Annotated in this window: 17 protein-coding genes; 9 read left to right on the top strand and 8 right to left on the bottom strand. The window is 58.4% G+C overall.

All coding sequences use genetic code 11. The features are described 5' to 3' along the window. Positions 1 to 12 precede the first annotated feature (12 nt). The 3 genes from fabY (at position 13) to GNG26_RS22055 (ending at position 1,693) form a co-directional block, all read left to right on the top strand. Positions 13 to 954 (top strand): fatty acid biosynthesis protein FabY, encoded by a 942-nt coding sequence (gene fabY / locus GNG26_RS22065; RefSeq protein ID WP_032615389.1) that lies wholly within the window; start codon positions 13 to 15, stop codon positions 952 to 954. Between the two features lie 122 nt (positions 955 to 1,076). Continuing rightward, the gene (locus tag GNG26_RS22060) at positions 1,077 to 1,319 is read left to right on the top strand and encodes a ribbon-helix-helix protein, CopG family (RefSeq protein ID WP_023618112.1); all 243 of its coding nucleotides are present in this window, start codon (positions 1,077 to 1,079) and stop codon (positions 1,317 to 1,319) included. A gap of 2 nt (positions 1,320 to 1,321) precedes the next feature. Next, positions 1,322 to 1,693: a type II toxin-antitoxin system VapC family toxin gene (locus GNG26_RS22055; RefSeq protein WP_103825282.1), complete on the top strand. Its 372-nt coding sequence runs from the start codon at positions 1,322 to 1,324 to the stop codon at positions 1,691 to 1,693. A 39-nt stretch (positions 1,694 to 1,732) separates the two neighbouring features. Here GNG26_RS22055 and fdhE read toward each other — a convergent pair whose 3' ends face one another. From fdhE to fdnG, 4 genes are read right to left on the bottom strand one after another with little or no spacing between them, the layout of a single operon-like run. After that, complete coding sequence (gene fdhE / locus GNG26_RS22050; protein ID WP_103825281.1) at positions 1,733 to 2,662, bottom strand: formate dehydrogenase accessory protein FdhE; 930 nt, start codon at positions 2,660 to 2,662, stop codon at positions 1,733 to 1,735. Next, positions 2,659 to 3,294: a formate dehydrogenase cytochrome b556 subunit gene (gene fdoI, locus GNG26_RS22045; RefSeq protein ID WP_103825280.1), complete on the bottom strand. Its 636-nt coding sequence runs from the start codon at positions 3,292 to 3,294 to the stop codon at positions 2,659 to 2,661. Before fdoI ends, fdhE begins: the two co-directional genes overlap by 4 nt. Further along, entirely contained in the window at positions 3,291 to 4,193 is a 903-nt protein-coding gene (gene fdxH / locus GNG26_RS22040) for a formate dehydrogenase subunit beta (RefSeq protein ID WP_103825279.1), read from the bottom strand. Before fdxH ends, fdoI begins: the two co-directional genes overlap by 4 nt. A gap of 12 nt (positions 4,194 to 4,205) precedes the next feature. Next, positions 4,206 to 7,256 (bottom strand): formate dehydrogenase-N subunit alpha, encoded by a 3,051-nt coding sequence (gene fdnG / locus GNG26_RS22035; RefSeq protein WP_156240092.1) that lies wholly within the window; start codon positions 7,254 to 7,256, stop codon positions 4,206 to 4,208. 441 nt (positions 7,257 to 7,697) lie between these two features. On the opposite strand from fdnG, the gene fdhD reads away from it, so the two are divergent. After that, positions 7,698 to 8,528: a formate dehydrogenase accessory sulfurtransferase FdhD gene (gene fdhD, locus GNG26_RS22030; protein ID WP_156240091.1), complete on the top strand. Its 831-nt coding sequence runs from the start codon at positions 7,698 to 7,700 to the stop codon at positions 8,526 to 8,528. A 114-nt stretch (positions 8,529 to 8,642) separates the two neighbouring features. After that, on the top strand, positions 8,643 to 8,855 hold the full coding sequence (locus GNG26_RS22025; RefSeq protein ID WP_103177552.1) for a DUF1471 domain-containing protein: 213 nt from the start codon (positions 8,643 to 8,645) through the stop codon (positions 8,853 to 8,855). Positions 8,856 to 8,896: 41 nt separating this feature from the next. Here the strand turns inward: GNG26_RS22025 and GNG26_RS22020 are convergent, their stop codons facing one another. After that, positions 8,897 to 9,220, bottom strand: a complete 324-nt coding sequence (locus GNG26_RS22020) for an AzlD domain-containing protein (protein WP_156240090.1) — start codon at positions 9,218 to 9,220, stop codon at positions 8,897 to 8,899. Next, complete coding sequence (locus GNG26_RS22015) at positions 9,220 to 9,879, bottom strand: AzlC family ABC transporter permease (RefSeq protein ID WP_156240089.1); 660 nt, start codon at positions 9,877 to 9,879, stop codon at positions 9,220 to 9,222. Before GNG26_RS22015 ends, GNG26_RS22020 begins: the two co-directional genes overlap by 1 nt. Before the next feature lie 103 nt (positions 9,880 to 9,982). Here GNG26_RS22015 and GNG26_RS22010 point away from each other — a divergent pair, with 103 nt between their 5' ends. The 4 genes from GNG26_RS22010 (at position 9,983) to GNG26_RS21995 (ending at position 15,093) form a co-directional block, all read left to right on the top strand. Then, the gene (locus GNG26_RS22010; RefSeq protein ID WP_114316362.1) at positions 9,983 to 10,531 is read left to right on the top strand and encodes a helix-turn-helix domain-containing protein; all 549 of its coding nucleotides are present in this window, start codon (positions 9,983 to 9,985) and stop codon (positions 10,529 to 10,531) included. Between the two features lie 19 nt (positions 10,532 to 10,550). After that, positions 10,551 to 11,546, top strand: coding sequence for a LacI family DNA-binding transcriptional regulator (locus GNG26_RS22005; protein ID WP_156240088.1), 996 nt, complete (start codon positions 10,551 to 10,553; stop codon positions 11,544 to 11,546). Positions 11,547 to 11,650: 104 nt separating this feature from the next. Next, positions 11,651 to 13,774, top strand: coding sequence for an alpha-galactosidase (locus GNG26_RS22000; RefSeq protein WP_156240087.1), 2,124 nt, complete (start codon positions 11,651 to 11,653; stop codon positions 13,772 to 13,774). A 44-nt stretch (positions 13,775 to 13,818) separates the two neighbouring features. Beyond that, a complete protein-coding gene (locus tag GNG26_RS21995; protein WP_156240086.1) occupies positions 13,819 to 15,093 on the top strand; it encodes an MFS transporter in 1,275 nt (424 codons plus the stop codon). On the opposite strand, the gene rhaM is transcribed toward GNG26_RS21995, so the two are convergent. Next, on the bottom strand, positions 15,081 to 15,395 hold the full coding sequence (gene rhaM, locus GNG26_RS21990; RefSeq protein WP_156240085.1) for an L-rhamnose mutarotase: 315 nt from the start codon (positions 15,393 to 15,395) through the stop codon (positions 15,081 to 15,083). The genes GNG26_RS21995 and rhaM overlap by 13 nt on opposite strands. Beyond that, positions 15,392 to 16,540, bottom strand: a complete 1,149-nt coding sequence (gene fucO / locus GNG26_RS21985; protein WP_156240084.1) for a lactaldehyde reductase — start codon at positions 16,538 to 16,540, stop codon at positions 15,392 to 15,394. The genes rhaM and fucO overlap by 4 nt, the downstream gene beginning before the upstream one ends. Between the last annotated feature and the right edge of the window lie 13 nt (positions 16,541 to 16,553).

Genomic DNA, 16,553 nt, shown 5'->3' with positions numbered 1-16,553 from the left:
GAGAGTACAGCTATGTATCACCTTCGAGTACCGCAGACAGAAGAAGAGTTAGCGCTTTACTACCAGTTCCGCTGGGAGATGTTACGTAAGCCATTACATCAGCCGAAAGGGTCGGAACGCGACGCCTGGGACGCGATGGCGCATCACCAGATGGTGATGGATGAAGAGGGCAATCTTGTCGCGGTGGGGCGACTCTATATCAATGCCGATAATGAAGCCTCTATCCGCTTTATGGCGGTGCATCCTTCCGTGCAGGATAAAGGTCTGGGCACATTAATGGCGATGACTCTGGAGTCCGTAGCCCGCCAGGAGGGTGTTAAGCGCGTCACCTGTAGCGCGCGCGAAGACGCGGTAGAGTTTTTTGCCAAGCTGGGTTTTATAAACCAGGGCGAAATCACCACCCCGCAAACCACTCCGATTCGTCATTTTTTGATGATCAAACCCATCGCCTCGCTGGATGATATTCTGCACCGCGCCGACTGGTGCGGTCAGCTACAGCAGGCCTGGTATCAGCACATCCCCCTGAGCGAAAAGATGGGGGTGCGCATTCAGCAGTACACCGGGCAAAAATTTATCACCACCATGCCGGAGATCGGCAACCAGAACCCGCACCACACCCTGTTTGCCGGCAGCCTCTTCTCGCTGGCGACGCTCACCGGCTGGGGGCTTATCTGGCTCATGCTGCGCGAGCGCCATCTGGGCGGCACCATTATTCTGGCCGACGCCCATATTCGCTACAGCGCGCCGATCAGCGGCAAGCCGAGCGCAGTCGCCGACCTGGGTGCCCTGGGTGGCGATCTCGACCGCCTGGCACGAGGCCGCAAGGCACGTGTGCAGATGCAGGTCGAACTGTTCGGCGATGAAACACCGGGCGCGGTGTTTGAAGGAACCTATATCGTTCTTCCTGCGAAGCCGTATGGCGCGTACGAGGAGGGGGGGAACGAGGAGGAGTAGTGTCCGGGTTCTGGAAGACGACTCGCAAAAGCGCTCGCCATTTCCAAATTGTTCTTTAACCCTGGATTCGCTAAGCGTACTTTGCCTGAAAATTAATCGCGGGTGATATACTAAGGTGATATATGAGCGTTTTGGCGGAACTTGATATGGGCAGAATACTTATCGATTTGTCTGATGACGTGATTCAACGGTTGGATAACCTCAAGCAGCTAAAAAATCAGCCGCGTGCTGAACTGCTGCGGGAAGCCATAGAGCTGTACCTCGACCAACAGAGTTCTTCGATTATCCGCGATGCGCTTGGCCTGTGGGGAGATCGCAAAGAGGATGGGCTGGAGTATGAGCGTAAGCTGCGCGAGGAGTGGTAATTGTGGAACACATGGCAGTGTTTGATACCAATATTCTCATCGATCTCTTTAACAATCGTGTTGAAGCGGCGGATACGATCGATCGTACCGCAGCGCATCGTGCTATCAGCTTAATTACCTGGATGGAAGTCATGGTTGGGGCTCGTAGGCACGGTCATGAGGCGAAAACGGCGGCAGTTATGGGCGCTTTCGAGATTATCGATATTACACGTGAGATTGCTGAAAGAAGTGTATTGCTCCGCGAGAAGCATGGGATGAAACTTCCTGATGCCATTATTCTGGCCACAGCTCAGAGCAGAAACTGCCCGTTAATTTCACGCAATACCAAAGATTTTGCAGGTATAGCAGGGGTGGTTTCGCCCTATCAACTGTAGGCCGGGCAAGCTTGCGCCGCCCGGCACTCTCACAGGAGATTACTCCCCTTCACCCGGGAACAGGAACGGGTTAATAGAGCTGCGGGCAAAGCCCTCCTGCTCCATTTTGGCGTCCAGTATCAGCGTGGCAAGATCGTCGGCGACGGCCTCCACTTTCGGGTCTTTTTCCTGATACAAAATCTTCAGGTAGGTGCCGCAGTCGCCGCAGCTCTCGGCTTTCACCGCGGACTGTTCATTTTCCAGCGACCAGTAGTGCAGATCGCGGGTCTGTTCACAGTTGCTGCACTTCACGCGCACCACGTGCCACTCGGTTTCACACAGGTTGCAGTGCAGGTAGCGCAGCCCCTGAGTGGTACCGATTTGCACCATGCTGGAGACCGGCATTGAACCGCACACCGGGCAGAACTGGCGGGCTTCACCATATTCAGCGCGGGCTTTACCCGGGATGAGGCTCGCCATTTGCGCCCAGTAGAGCGACAGGGCAGCCCAGATGAACGGGGCTTTATCGCTGCTGACCGAGGCAAAATCAGAGGCAAACAGCGCGCTCGCCATCTGCTCCAGCTCCTGCTCGGAGGCTTTCTCAAGATTCTCGATTACCGCCAGCGCCGGGCCGCTCATCTCAGGCTTCAGTTCGGCAATAAGCGAATGCAGCAGTTTGTGCCAGTGCTTATCGCGCGGCAGAACGTGGATATCCAGCGGCGGTTTGCCCTGCTCGCTCGCCTCTTTGATGCGCGCGGTCAGGTCCATCTGCAACGGATGGTCATACAGCACCACTTCCTGGGCGTGGGCGATCAGCGCCGCAAAGCGCAGATAGTCGCCAAGCGGGTTGCTCTCAGCCAGCTCACGCAGGCGTTCCGCGCGGCGGTTGTAGAGGTTTTTTAGTCTGGGGAACAGTAACGGCGGAATCACTTCCGCCGTGCGTTTCTCGCTCGAACCCAGCTCATCTTGCGGGATTATGCGAATACTCATTCAGTTTTATTTTCCGTTGTCTTTCGGACTTCGCGGTACCAGCGCGGGTGATGTTTCTTCGCCCACGTTTTGGTAACCCAGCCCTCCACCATCGCGGTAATGGTGCCTTTCACCCAGAGGGCGGCGTAAATATGCACCATGATAACCACAATTAACGCTACTGCGGCAAATGAATGCAGCATTAACGCAAATCGGATCACCGGGATTGAGAAAGCAGGCGCAAAGTACGGACGCCAGATGATCACGCCGCTGACCAGCAACAGGACCAGGAAGATAATCGCCGCCCAGAATACGCATTTCTGGCCGAAGTTATAACGCCCGGTATCACCCACTTCCTCGTTGACGACGATCTTACGAATATTCTTCGCCCAAAAGATATCATCCCGATTGATTAGGTTATGGTGCCAGTAACGGAAAAACATGATGATGAACGAGGCAAACATCACCACACCCACGAACGGGTGCAGGATGCGCGCCAGCTGCGGCGTACCCAGGATCTGCATCAGCCAGTTGAAGGAGGGGAAGAAGAACCCCAGCCCGCTTATCGCCGCCAGCATGAAGCAGAAGGCGGTGACCCAGTGGTTGATACGTTCCGGCGCCGTGTAGCGCACGATGGTGTCACGTCTTTTCATTTGCGCACCTCGTCTTTCTCTTCATGCAGGTTGTCCTCTTCCTCTTCCGCACGGTTCGGACCGACACCCACGTAGTGGAAGATGCTCGCGGCGAAGGTGGCAGCAAAGCCCACCGCGGCCAGCGGCTTCCAGATACCTTTCCAGAACTTCACGGTCGCGCTGATTTCCGGGTTCTCCGGCAGGCCGTGGTACAGATTCGGCTTGTCGGCGTGGTGCAGCACGTACATCACGTGCGTACCGCCAACACCGGCCGGATCGTACAGACCCGCGTTGTCGTAGCCGCGGGTTTTCAGCTCGGCTACGCGCTCACCCGCCAGGGTTTTCATATCCTCTTTGGAGCCAAAGTGGATCGCGCCGGTCGGGCAGGTCTTCACGCATGCCGGCTCCTGGCCGACGTTAACGCGGTCGACGCACAGCGTGCATTTGTAGACGCGGTTGTCTTCCGGGTTCATGCGCGGCACGTCGAACGGGCAGCCCGCGATGCAGTAGCCGCAGCCGATGCACTGCTCAGACTGGAAGTCGACGATGCCGTTAGCATACTGAATGATCGCCCCTTCCGACGGACACGCCTTCAGGCAGCCCGGATCCGCGCAGTGCATACAGCCATCTTTGCGGATCAGCCATTCCAGTTTGTCGTTCTGCTCCACTTCCGAGAAGCGCATTACCGTCCAGGACTTGGCGGTCAGGTCGGCGGGGTTATCGTACACCCCGACGTTGTGACCCACTTCGTCACGGATGTCGTTCCACTCTGAACAGGCCACTTGACAAGCTTTACAGCCGATACAGGTGGTTACGTCGATAAGCTTCGCCACTTCCTGCTGGTGGTCCCGCGCCTGGGGCGCGGGGGTGAACCCGTTAGTCGCGGAACGACGAATGATGTCTTGCGATTGATAAGCCATAAGTCGTCTCCGTTACACCTTTTCCACGTTCACGAGGAAGGCCTTAAACTCCGGCGTCTGCGTGTTCGCATCGCCGACGAACGGCGTCAGGGTGTTGGCAATAAACCCTTTCTTCGCTACGCCTTCATAACCCCAGTGAATCGGAATACCGATGGTATCCACCTGCTGGCCGTGAACGTTCAGCGTACGAATACGCTTGGTCACCACCGCCTTGGCCTTGATGTAGCCGCGGTTAGAGGAGACCTTCACGGTGTCGCCATGGGCGATGCCGAGCTTGTTCGCCAGCTTCTCGCCGATCTCCACAAACTGCTCCGGCTGCGCGATGGCGTTCAGCAGCGCGTGCTTGGTCCAGTAGTGGAAGTGCTCGGTCAGACGGTAAGTGGTGCCGACATACGGGAACTTGTCTTTTTTGCCCAACGCCTCGAAATCGCTCTTAAAGATACGGGCGGCCGGGTTAGAGACCACGTTCGGGTGCAGCGGGTTAGTGCCCAGCGGCGTCTCAAACGGCTCGTAGTGTTCCGGGAACGGCCCTTCCGCCATCTTATCGATAGCAAACAGGCGTCCCATCCCTTCAGGCTGCATGATAAACGGCCCGACATCGCTGCCCGGAGGCGCGGTGCTGTAGTCCGGAATATCCACGCCGCCCCACTTCGCGCCGTCCCACTTCAGCAGCTGACGCTTCGGATCCCACGGGTTGCCCTGCGGGTCAGCAGAGGCACGGTTATAGAGAATGCGGCGGTTCAGCGGCCACGACCATGCCCAGCCCAGCGTATTGCCAAGGCCCGATGGGTCGGCATTATCGCGGTTAGCCATCTGGTTGCCTTTCGGCGTCCAGCTACCGGCAAAGATCCAGCAGCCGCTGGAGGTGGTGCCGTCGTCGCGCAGATGGGCAAAGGTACTCAGCTGATCGCCTTTCTTCGCCAGAACCGCACCGGTAGCCGGGTCGATAATGTCCGCCAGCGCCTTACCGTTGCTCTCCATCGCCACTTCTTCCGGGGATGGATTCTCCGGCGTCGAGTAGTTCCAGGTCATGTTCAGCACCGGTTCCGGGTTCGCGCCGCCTTCAGCCGCGTACATCTTACGCAGGCGTAAGAAGATACCGGCCAGGATCTCACCGTCGTTCATGGCGATGCCCGGGGCATCCGCACCCTTCCAGTGCCACTGCAGCCAGCGACCGGAGTTAACGATAGAGCCGTTCTCTTCCGCGAAGCAGGTGGATGGCAGACGGAACACTTCGGTCTGAATCGTCGACGGATCGACGTCGTTCGATTCGCCGTGGTTCTGCCAGAAGGTCGAGGTCTCGGTATTGAGCGGGTCAATGGTGACCAGGAACTTCAGTTTTGACAGGGATGCCACAACCTTATTCTTGTTCGGGAACGAGGCAACCGGGTTAAAGCCCTGGCAGATATAGCCGTTAACCTGGCCCTGGTGCATCATCTCGAAGTACTGCAGAACGTCGTAGCCTTTGTCCCACTTCGGCAGCCAGTCAAAGCCCCAGCTGTTTTCCGCCGTCGCTTTGTCGCCGAAGAAGGCTTTCATCATCGAGACGAAGAACTTCGGATAGTTGCCCCAGTAGTTCACCTGGCCTTCGAGCAGCGGTTTTGGCGTGCTGGCCGTCAGGTAGGTTTGCAGGTCGGTCTGTTTCTCGCTTGGCAGGTTCATATAACCTGTCAGGCTTTGTGACAGCAGGCCGAGGTCGGTCAGACCCTGAATGTTGGAGTGGCCGCGCAGGGCGTTCACGCCGCCGCCTGCCATCCCCATGTTGCCGAGCAGCAGCTGCACCATCGCCATGGTACGGATGTTCTGCGCGCCGATGGAGTGTTGCGTCCAGCCGAGGGCATAGAGGAACGACGCGGTTTTATCATGAACGCTGGTTTCAGCGATCATCTCGCACACCTTCAGGAAGTCCGCTTTCGGCGTCCCGCAGATGTTTTCGACCACCTCCGGCGTATAGCGGGAAACGTGCTCTTTCAGCAGGTTCCACACGCAGCGCGGGTGTTGCAGCGTGGTGTCGCGTTTCGCAAAGCCGTTCTCGTCCAGCTCGTAGTTCCAGCTGGTTTTGTCGTACTTGCGTTTTTCGGCGTCATAACCGCTGAACAGACCATCTTCGAAGTGGTAATCCTCACGCACGATCAGGCTGGCGTTGGTATAGGCTTCGGTGTATTCGCGGTTATATTTTTCGTTAGTCATCAGGTACAGCAGTACGCCTGACAGGAAAGTGATGTCAGTACCTGAACGAATAGGGGTGTAGAAATCCGCCACTGACGCAGTACGCGTAAAGCGGGGATCGATCACAATCAGTTTCGCACCGTTGTGGATTTTGGCTTCCATCGCCCAGCGGAACCCAACAGGGTGCGCTTCAGCGGCGTTACCGCCCATCACCACAATGAGGTTGGCGTTCTTGATGTCGACCCAGTGGTTGGTCATCGCACCGCGACCAAATGTTGGAGCAAGACTTGCTACCGTTGGTCCGTGTCAGACACGCGCCTGGTTGTCGACCGCGAGCATACCGAGTGCGCGCGTAAATTTCTGGGTTAAATAGCCGGTTTCGTTGCTGGAAGCAGAGGCACACAGCATCCCGGTGGAGAGCCAGCGGTTAACGGTGGTACCTTCAGTGTTCTGCGCGATGAAGTTGGCATCGCGGTCTTCTTTCATCAGCTTAGCGATGCGATCGAACGCCTCTTCCCAGCTAATCTGCTGCCATTTGTCGGAGCCTGGCGCGCGATATTCCGGGAATTTCAGGCGGCTTTCTGAGTGGATGAAATCCACCAGACCGGCCCCTTTCGGGCAGAGCGCGCCGCGGTTGACCGGATGATCCGGGTCACCTTCGATATGGAAAATAGATGCTTTGGCGTTTTTCGCGCCGTCGCCGAGGCTATACATCAACAGCCCACAGCCGACGGAGCAGTACGTACAGGTGTTACGGGTTTCGCGGGTGCGCAGCAGTTTGTACTGCCGTGTTTCCGCCAGCGCGACGCCGGGCGCAAAGCCCAGTGCTGCTGCCGTGGTGCCTGCCATACCGCCAGCGCAGATCTTAAAGAACTGCCTTCTGCTGACCTGCATGGGTCACTCCTTGTTTCGACATTGCTACCTTTTATAGGGCGTGTCGCAGGGGCGTTCTGCCGCTTTCTGCAACGCGCCTTATTCAGGTACATATAGTTTTACTTTACGGTTACAAAATAACCGTAAAGGGATGGGATTTTGGATTCCCTCGGTTCCGTGAGGGATAAGGGGGCAGAATACCACATTGTCGGTAGGCTTGTTTGAATGTAGTTAAAACAAAGTGAACGGAATCTAAGCGTGCTAATTTAAAATTGTGAACCAGATCACCTTATTGATCCTGCGTGTTACAGGGGTGTAGCAACCTGTTCGCCGGGCTCCCCCGCAGGGAGTAAAGCCAGCTAACCGCTCCTTCACTGAAAAATTGATCCATCTCCGGCGCTAAACGCTGCTATTTATGCTGCAATAGCGCCCTTATTTGCGAAGTTGCCCAGGAATGATGTCGTGTCAAAAGAAAACCGTGATAACCCTTCCCAGCCCGTTGGTGTAGTAGCCTGTGAGGTGCGCAGACCTCCGCAGCTTAACCAGCCCATTCCCGACTGGCTGGCACAGGAAGTGCCTGTGGCGCTGGTTTATAACGGTATTTCGCACGTGGTGATGATGGCTTCGCCTAAAGATCTGCCTCTGTTTGCCCTCGGTTTTTCGCTCTCGGAAGGGATTATCGACCACCCGCAGGAGATCTACGGGATGGATGTGGTGTCGGTCTGCAACGGGATGGAAGTGCAGATTGAACTCTCCAGCCGACGCTTTATGGCTCTTAAGGAACGCCGCCGTGCGCTGGCCGGGCGCACCGGCTGCGGCGTATGCGGCGTGGAGCAGCTGAACGACATCGGTAAGCCCATCACGCCGCTGCCCTTCAGCCAGACCTTCACCCTGGCGAACCTTGATATCGCGCTGCAAAATCTCAACTCGGTACAGCCGGTGGGCAATCTGAGTGGATGTACGCACGCCGCCGCCTGGGTCCTGCCGTCGGGTGAGATTGCTGGCGGGCATGAAGATGTGGGCCGCCATGTGGCGCTGGATAAACTGCTGGGCCGCCGGGTGGGAGAAAGCGTCGCCTGGCAGCAGGGGGCCGCGCTGGTCTCCAGCCGGGCCAGCTACGAGATGGTGCAAAAGGCGGCAATGTGTGGGGTGGAGATCCTCTTTGCGGTATCCGCCGCTACCACCCTGGCGGTTGAGGTGGCCGAGCGTTGCAACCTGACGCTGGTGGGGTTCTGCAAGCCGGGAAGAGCCACGGTCTATACCCATCCGCAGCGGTTGATTGTTGATCAGTAATTTTGAAAAAAGTAAGCAAATCCTTCCGCTATCAGTTGTCGGTGATGAGGCCTATTATTTATCACATCAAGGCACGGCGCCTTACACCAACAACTTATTGAAAGGGTCACTATCATGAAAAGCATCAAAACTTTTGTCGCTGTTATCGCTCTGGCTACTTCTTTCGGTTCTTTCGCTGCCCAGTCCGTTACCGCATCCGCCAGCACCATTGATGGCGCGGAAGCGAAAATTGCCGCTCAGGCTGAGCAGGCCGGCGCCTCCTCTTACACCATTACCCAGGCCTTCTCCGGTAACCGTGTACACATGACCGCTGAACTGAACAAATAAGCACACAGCATCTGTCGAAAGAGCGCCCCCGGGGCGCTTTTTTAGTTTATGCTCGCCAGACGTAATAGCGCCGTAACCACCGCCGCTGCGACGATCACGAAAATCAACGGCACCTTGCGCCAGGCGAGGAACACCGCAAAGGCCACACCCAGCACCCGCGCCATCCCGGCGAAATGTTCTCCTTCATAGAAGGTTGTCGCCAGCGCCACCGAAAAGAGCAACACCGTTGCCGCATCCGACAGCAGCGCCTGCGAACGTTCAGACAGCGCTAACCGGCTGCCCAGCTTCGCCCCGCCGAGACGCATCAGATAGGTGCCTGCGGAAAGCAGGGCGATGCCGAGAATAAAGACGGTCATGTTTTCCATTATTTCTTCCTCGTTGCGAGGCCAAGCAGGGAGAGCAGCACCGGCAGGCCCACCGGCGCAAACGGCACCGCGGCCAAGGACAACGCCGCCCCGCTACAGGCGCGAATCAGCGTGGTGCGGTTCTTAAAGGCGGGCACGACTAAGGCCAGCAAAATGGCCGGGAAGACCGCATCCAGCCCGATGGTCTCCGGCTCCGGCAGCAGTTTGCCGACCATCGCCCCCAGCAGAGTACCCAGCGGCCAGATGATAGCCACCCCCAGGCCGCAGAGCCAGTAGGCGGCTTTGCGCTGTTCCGGCGTTTTTTGCGACAGGCCAAAGACCACACTTTCGTCATTCATAATGTGGCAGCCCAGCAAGCTGGCGCCGCGTTTGCCCACCAGTTCACGCACCGTTACGCCAAACGGCACGTGGCGGGCATTGACCAGCAGCCCGGCCGCCGCCGCGGCAAGCGGGTTACCGCCGCTGGCGACAATGCCGATAAACATAAATTCCGAGGCGCCCGCCAGCACCGAAATGGAGAGAACAAACGGCACCCACAGCGGAAAACCGTACGCCATCGCCAGCGAGCCGTAGGACATCCCCACGACGCCCACCGCCAGACAGACCAGGATGATGGCTTTGACCGTGTCGCCTTGCAGACAAGAGAAAGTGTGCTTCATACAAATTTAGCCATATCGAACGAGTATCCATTATAATGAACGCAATAATATCGTTTATCAAGATGAACGAATCGTTCGTTTTAACAGTGTATGAGATCGTTTTATGACGCAGCCAATTAGCGTGATCGCCAAAAGTCTGGTGCGAGAGCGCACGCGGACCGGGCTTTCACTGGCAGAGATCGCCCGCCGTGCCGGGATCGCCAAATCCACGCTCTCCCAGCTGGAGTCCGGTAACGGCAACCCCAGCCTCGAAACGTTATGGTCGCTCTGCGTAGCGCTGGATATTCCGTTTGCCCGTCTGCTTGAACCGCAGCAGCCTGCCACCCAGGTGATCCGCCTGGGTGAAGGCACAAAAGTGATTGCGGAACAGGCAAACTATGAGGCCATTTTACTGGCGGCATGCCCGCCGGGCGCCCGACGCGATATCTATATTTTGATGGCCCAGCCCGGCGCGGACCGTATCTCCCATCCGCACCCGCCGGGTTCGGTTGAGCATATTATTGTGATGAAGGGGCGGGCGCTGATTGGCCTGACCGAATCGCCCGAGGAGCTGGGGCCAGGGGACTATATTTGCTATCCTGCCGACCAGCCGCATCTCTTCAAAGCCCTTGAGCCCGATACGTATGCGCTCATGGTGGCGGAACAAAACTAACCCAAAGACACGGATAATCATGTCGCTTAAAGCCATTGCTAAAGAACTGGGACTGTCGGTAACGACGGTAAGCCGCGCCCTCAACGGCTATTATGACGTTTCCAGCGAGACGCGGGCCCGCGTGGAGGCTGAAGCGCAGCGGCGCGGCTATCGCCCGAACACCTTCGCCCGGCGTCTGAAGATGGGCAAGATCGACGCCGTGGGGCTGGTCTTTCCGGTTCATCCCGTTCCGCTCAATAACAGCGTCTTTATGGACATGGTCGGCGAAATTAGCCACCAATTAGCGCGACATGAGATCGACTTACTGCTCATTGCCGACGACGATCTGGCTGATAAACACAGCTATATGCGGATGGTGCAGAGCCGCCGTGTGGATGCGCTGATTGTGGCCCATACGCTGGATAACGATCCGCGTCTGGAGCAGTTGCAGGCCGCCGGGTTCCCCTTCCTGGCGCTCGGGCGCAGCCATCTGCCAAAGCCCTATGCCTGGTTCGACTTTGATAACTATGCGGGCACACATACCGCCACCCAGCACCTGATTGCGCGCGGGCATCAACGCATCGCGTATCTGGGCGAAAGCCATAATCAGGCTTTTATCACCCAGCGCCGTCAGGGCTATCTCGATGCCCTGAAAAAGGCCGGACTCTCCAGCGAATGGCTGCGCACCATGCCCCCTTCACGCCGCGCGGGCTTTACCACTACCCAACAACTGCTGGCGCTGGATGCGCCCCCGACGGCGATCGTCACCGACTGCAACACTCACGGCGACGGTGCGGCGATGGCGCTGGCGCAGATGGGACGCTTAACCGGCGAGCATGCCGTGTCGCTGGTGGTGTATGACGGCCTGCCGCAGGACAGCATTGTCGATATCGACGTGGCGGCGGTGATCCAGTCCACCCGTCAGGGCGTGGGTAAGCAGATCGCCGATATGGTGCTGCAGCTGATCAATGGCAGCGAAATAAGCCAGCTTCAGGTGTTATGGCAACCGGAATTCTCTCCGGGCCAGACGGCATAATTCTCCCTAATTTCTAAACCCGATCACAAATCCGAAACGTTTTGGTTTATATCCGAAACGTTTCGGATCAACACTCAGGATATCCCGATGACAGGAGATGTCCGATGCAAGAGGCTATTTTACGACTCGCGAGCGAAACGGTGGATGTGGTGATCAAAACTCGCCCGTTCGCCGAAATTCTTTACTGGGGGCCACACCTTCGCCACTTTTCGCCGCAGGATGCGGCCACGCTTTCCCGCCCGATTGCTAACGGCAGACTGGACGTTGACTCGCCGGTGACGCTGATGGCGGAGCTGGCCCACGGCCTGTTTGGCGCGCCGGGTATTGAGGGCCACCGTCAGGGGCTGGATGGTTCACCGCGGTTCCGTACCGTGGCAGTCGCGCAGCAGGGACAAGCCCTGACTCTCACCGCCGAAGATGAGATCGCTGGCCTGCGTCTGACCAGCGAGATCGCCCTTGATGACAGCGGCGTGCTGGCGGTTCGCCACGGCCTGACCAACCTCAAAAGCCAGCCGTGGCAGGTGGAGCGCCTGGCCGTCACTCTGCCGCTGGCGGAACGTGCCCGCGAAGTGATGGCCTTTCATGGCCGCTGGATCCGCGAATTTCAGCCGCATCGCCTGCTGCTGGAGCACGACAGCTTTGTGATTGAGAACCGCCGGGGCCGCAGCTCCCACGAGCACTTCCCGGCGCTGATCGGCGGCACGCCGGGCTTTAGCGAAATGCAGGGTGACGTCTGGGGCGTGCATCTGGGCTGGAGCGGCAACCATCGCTTGCGCGCGGAGGCCAAAACCGATGGCCGCCGTTATTTGCAGGCCGAAGCGCTCTACCTGCCGGGGGAAATGGCGGTGGAGGAGGGGGAAACCCTGTGGACGCCACGCCTCTACGCCAGCTACTCCGCGCACGGGCTGAACGGCATGAGCCAGCAGTTCCACCGCTATCTGCGCGCCAACATCATCCGCTTCCCGGAGAACAAACCGCGCCCGGTGCATCTCAACACCTGGGAGGGGATCTACTTTAACCACGACCCGGAATACATCATGCGGATGGCGGATGAAGCGGCCTCGCTGGGGGTGGAGCGCTTTATCATTGACGACGGCTGGTTCAAAGGCCGCAACGACGACCATGCCGCGCTGGGGGACTGGTATCTCGACGAGCAGAAATACCCCAACGGCTTAACGCCGGTGATCAACCACGTCAAACGTCTCGGCATGGAGTTTGGCATCTGGGTTGAGCCGGAGATGATTAACCCGAACTCCGATCTCTGTCGCGCCCACCCGGACTGGGTGCTGGCCCTGCCGGGTTATGAACAGGCCACCGGTCGCCACCAGTGGGTGCTGAACCTCAACATTCCTGCCGCTTTCGACTACCTGCTGGAGCGCATGAGCTGGCTGCTGGGTGAGCATCAGGTTGACTATGTGAAGTGGGATATGAACCGCGAGCTGGTGCAGCCGGGCCATAACGGTAAGGCCGCGGCCGATGCCCAGACCCGCCAGTTCTACCGCCTGCTGGATACCCTGGGCGAACGCTTCCCGCACGTGGAGTTTGAATCCTGCTCCTCCGGCGGCGGGCGTATCGACTATGAGGTATTGACCCGCTGCCATCGCTTCTGGGCCTCGGATAACAACGACGCGCTGGAACGTAATACTATCCAGCGTGGCATGAGCTACTTCTTCCCGCCGGAGGTGATGGGCGCGCATATCGGTCATCATAAATGCCATGCCACCTTCCGCCAGCACAGTATTGCCTTCCGGGGCCTGACGGCGCTGTTCGGCCATATGGGGCTGGAGCTGGATCCCCTCGCCGTGGATGAGCAGGAGCGCGAAGGCTACCGGCACTATGCGGCCCTGCATAAGCAGTGGCGCGAGGTGATCCACCACGGCACCCAGTGGCGGGTGGATATGCCGGACAGCACCACCCTGGCGCAGGGAATTGTGAGCGCGGATCAGCGTCAGGGGCTGTTTATTGTCAGCCAGATGGCGATGCCGGACTACACCCTGATGATGCCGCTGCGTATGCCGGGGCTGGCGGCCAACGCCCGGTACCGCATCACGCTGCTCGATCACCCCAATATCCGCCTGACCGGAGAGGGTGGGCACACCATGCGCAAACTGCCGGCCTGGATGGAGACGCCGCAAACGGTGAGCGGCGAATGGTTGATGCAGGCGGGGCTGGCCCTGCCGGTTCTGGATCCGGAAACCGCCATTCTGATTGGCGTTGAACGCGTATAAGGCCAACGGGCCGGGCAACCGGCCCTGAGTTGAGGATAAAAATAATGAACACGACTGCCTGTACCCATAAAGACAACCCGAACTTCTGGATCTTCGGGTCGTTCTTCTTTCTCTACTTCTTCATCATGGCCACCTGCTTTCCGTTCCTGCCGATCTGGCTGTCGGATATCATCGGTCTGAATAAAACCCATACCGGGATCGTCTTCTCCTGCATCTCGCTGTTTGCCATCTCGTTCCAGCCGGTGCTGGGGGTGGTGTCGGACAAGCTGGGGCTGAAGAAACACCTGCTGTGGATCATCGCGGTCCTGCTGTTTCTCTTCGCGCCCTTTTTCCTCTACGTCTTCGCTCCGTTGCTGAAGACCAACATCTGGCTCGGGGCGCTGAGCGGTGGGGTCTACATTGGCTTTGTCTTCTCGGCGGGATCGGGCGCCATTGAGGCCTATATTGAGCGCGTGAGCCGCAACAGCTTCTTTGAGTATGGCAAGGCGCGCATGTTTGGCTGCCTCGGCTGGGGCCTGTGCGCCTTGACGGGCGGCATCCTGTTTGGCATCGATCCGTCGTATGTCTTCTGGATGGGCTCCGCCGCGGCGCTGGTGCTGATGGTGCTGTTGGTAGTAGCCAAACCGAAGCCCAACCAGACCGCGCAGGTGATGAATGCCCTCGGCGCGAACCAGCCGCAGATCACCGTCAAAACCGTCATCAACCTGTTCCGCCAGCGCAAAATGTGGATGTTTATTCTGTACGTGATTGGCGTGGCCTGCGTCTATGACGTCTTCGATCAGCAGTTCGCCACCTTCTTTAAAACCTTCTTCGCCACGCCGGAGGCGGGCACGCGGGCGTTCGGTTTTGCGACCACCGCCGGAGAGATCTGCAACGCCATCATCATGTTCTGCTCACCGTGGATCATTAACCGCATTGGCGCGAAAAATACGCTGCTGATTGCCGGGGTGATTATGGCGACGCGTATTATCGGTTCGTCATTTGCCACCACCGCCGTCGAAGTGGTGGCCCTGAAGATGCTCCACGCGCTGGAAGTGCCGTTCCTGCTGGTGGGGGCGTTCAAGTACATTACGGGGGTGTTCGATACCCGACTCTCCGCGACCATCTACCTGATTGGCTTCAACTTCGCCAAACAGCTGGCGGCGATTTTTCTCTCCGCCTTCGCCGGGAATATGTATGACCGGATCGGCTTCCAGGATACCTACCTGATGCTGGGCTGTTTTGTGCTGGCGGTGACGGTGCTGTCGGCCTTTACGTTGAGCAGTAAGCGGGAGATCGCTGCCGCGAACGCGGCAGCGTTAACACATCAGGCCAGGTAAAACACCTCTTTCAGCCCGGAGCTCACCGGGCTGTTGTCCGGGTTAGCGGGCATCACTTCTCCCATATATTTCCACCAGCGCTGGCAGACGTCGGTGTTAGCTACGGCGTTCCAGCGCTCTTCCGACTCGATCTCTACCGTGGCAAACAGCAGGTTGCGGGTCTTATCCAGATAAATGGCGTAATGGTGGGCGCCGTGGTCTTTCAGCACCGCTTCCAGCTCGGGCCAGATGGGGTTGTGGCGACGTTCATACTCCTCGTGTGCGTCAGGGTTCACCTGCATCACAAAGGCTTTGCGGATCATAATGCCTCCAGATAGAGTTCGCGCACCTCGTCGCGGCTGGCGCTGCGCGGGTTGCAGGGGGCGCACGGGTCGGCGAGGGCTTTGTCGAGCCAGCCTTCGATATCGGCTTTGGTGACGCCCAGCTTGCTGAAGCCGGACGGAATGCCGACGCGGGTGCTCAGGGCGCGGATGGCGTTAATCGCCGCCATGCTGGCCGCTTCGTCGCTCATCTCGCGGGTGTCCACACCCATCGCCTGGGCCACGCGGGCAAAGCGTTCCACGGCGTTCGGGCGGTTAAAGTTTTCGATGATCGGCAGCAGGATGGCGTTGCACACGCCGTGCGGCAGGTTGTGTGTGGCCCCCGGCTGGTGGGCCAGGGCATGCACCAGCCCCAGCCCGGCGCTGTTAAAGGCCATACCTGCCAGATACTGGCCGTAGGCCATCTGCTCGCGCGCCTCCAGGTTATGTCCATTGTCGACCGCCTCCGGTAGCCAGTGGGTAATCAGGCGAATCGCCTCCAGCGCGTTGGCATCGGTGAGGGGGTGAGCGCCGACAGAGACATAGGCTTCGATGGCGTGGGTCAGGGCATCCATCCCGGTGGCGGCGGTGACGGAGGCCGGAATATTGAGCATCACGCTGGCGTCATCCACGGCAATGTCCGGGATGATGTTCGGGTCGATAATCACCTCTTTGACCTGACGCGCCGAGTCGATGATCACCGCATTGCTGGTCATCTCTGCCGCCGTACCTGCGGTGGTGTTGATGGCCACCAGCGGCACGCCGGGGTTGAGCACTTTGCCGACGCCGGAATAAGCGGTAGACGGGCCAGGATTGGCGGTGAGAATTTTAATTGCTTTGGCGGTGTCGATCGGGCTGCCGCCGCCAAAGGCAATGATGTAATCGCACTGCGCATCCTGGAAAGCGGCAAAGCCCTGCTGCACCAGTTCTTCCGTCGGATTCGGGAAGACCGCGTCAAACAGCTGATACGACATCTGCTCTGCGTCGAGGGCGGAAAACAGGCTGTCGAGCAGCCCCATTTTCACCAGTTGACCGTCGGTGACAATCAGTGCGGTGCCCCACTGTTTGTTCGCCACCAGCTTAACCATATCGCCGATTGCGCCTGCGCCGTGCAGGCTGATTTTCGGCAGCGCCAACATAAAGCTCATGATAATTCTCCTT

Source organism: Leclercia sp. J807, assembly GCF_009734465.1.
In the GTDB taxonomy this organism is placed as follows: Bacteria; Pseudomonadota; Gammaproteobacteria; order Enterobacterales; family Enterobacteriaceae; genus Enterobacter.
Note: the sequence above shows the minus strand (reverse complement) of the source record. Positions and strands in the feature narration are given on the sequence as shown.

Coding starts and splice junctions, on each gene's coding strand:
- fdxH (WP_103825279.1), bottom strand. CDS start 4,193: ATGGCTTATCAATCGCAAGACATCATTCGTCGTTCCGCGACTAACGGG.
- GNG26_RS22005 (WP_156240088.1), top strand. CDS start 10,551: ATGTCGCTTAAAGCCATTGCTAAAGAACTGGGACTGTCGGTAACGACG.
- fabY (WP_032615389.1), top strand. CDS start 13: ATGTATCACCTTCGAGTACCGCAGACAGAAGAAGAGTTAGCGCTTTAC.
- GNG26_RS22025 (WP_103177552.1), top strand. CDS start 8,643: ATGAAAAGCATCAAAACTTTTGTCGCTGTTATCGCTCTGGCTACTTCT.
- fdoI (WP_103825280.1), bottom strand. CDS start 3,294: ATGAAAAGACGTGACACCATCGTGCGCTACACGGCGCCGGAACGTATC.
- fucO (WP_156240084.1), bottom strand. CDS start 16,540: ATGAGCTTTATGTTGGCGCTGCCGAAAATCAGCCTGCACGGCGCAGGC.
- GNG26_RS21995 (WP_156240086.1), top strand. CDS start 13,819: ATGAACACGACTGCCTGTACCCATAAAGACAACCCGAACTTCTGGATC.
- GNG26_RS22060 (WP_023618112.1), top strand. CDS start 1,077: ATGAGCGTTTTGGCGGAACTTGATATGGGCAGAATACTTATCGATTTG.
- GNG26_RS22000 (WP_156240087.1), top strand. CDS start 11,651: ATGCAAGAGGCTATTTTACGACTCGCGAGCGAAACGGTGGATGTGGTG.
- fdhE (WP_103825281.1), bottom strand. CDS start 2,662: ATGAGTATTCGCATAATCCCGCAAGATGAGCTGGGTTCGAGCGAGAAA.
- GNG26_RS22020 (WP_156240090.1), bottom strand. CDS start 9,220: ATGGAAAACATGACCGTCTTTATTCTCGGCATCGCCCTGCTTTCCGCA.
- GNG26_RS22010 (WP_114316362.1), top strand. CDS start 9,983: ATGACGCAGCCAATTAGCGTGATCGCCAAAAGTCTGGTGCGAGAGCGC.
- GNG26_RS22015 (WP_156240089.1), bottom strand. CDS start 9,879: ATGAAGCACACTTTCTCTTGTCTGCAAGGCGACACGGTCAAAGCCATC.
- rhaM (WP_156240085.1), bottom strand. CDS start 15,395: ATGATCCGCAAAGCCTTTGTGATGCAGGTGAACCCTGACGCACACGAG.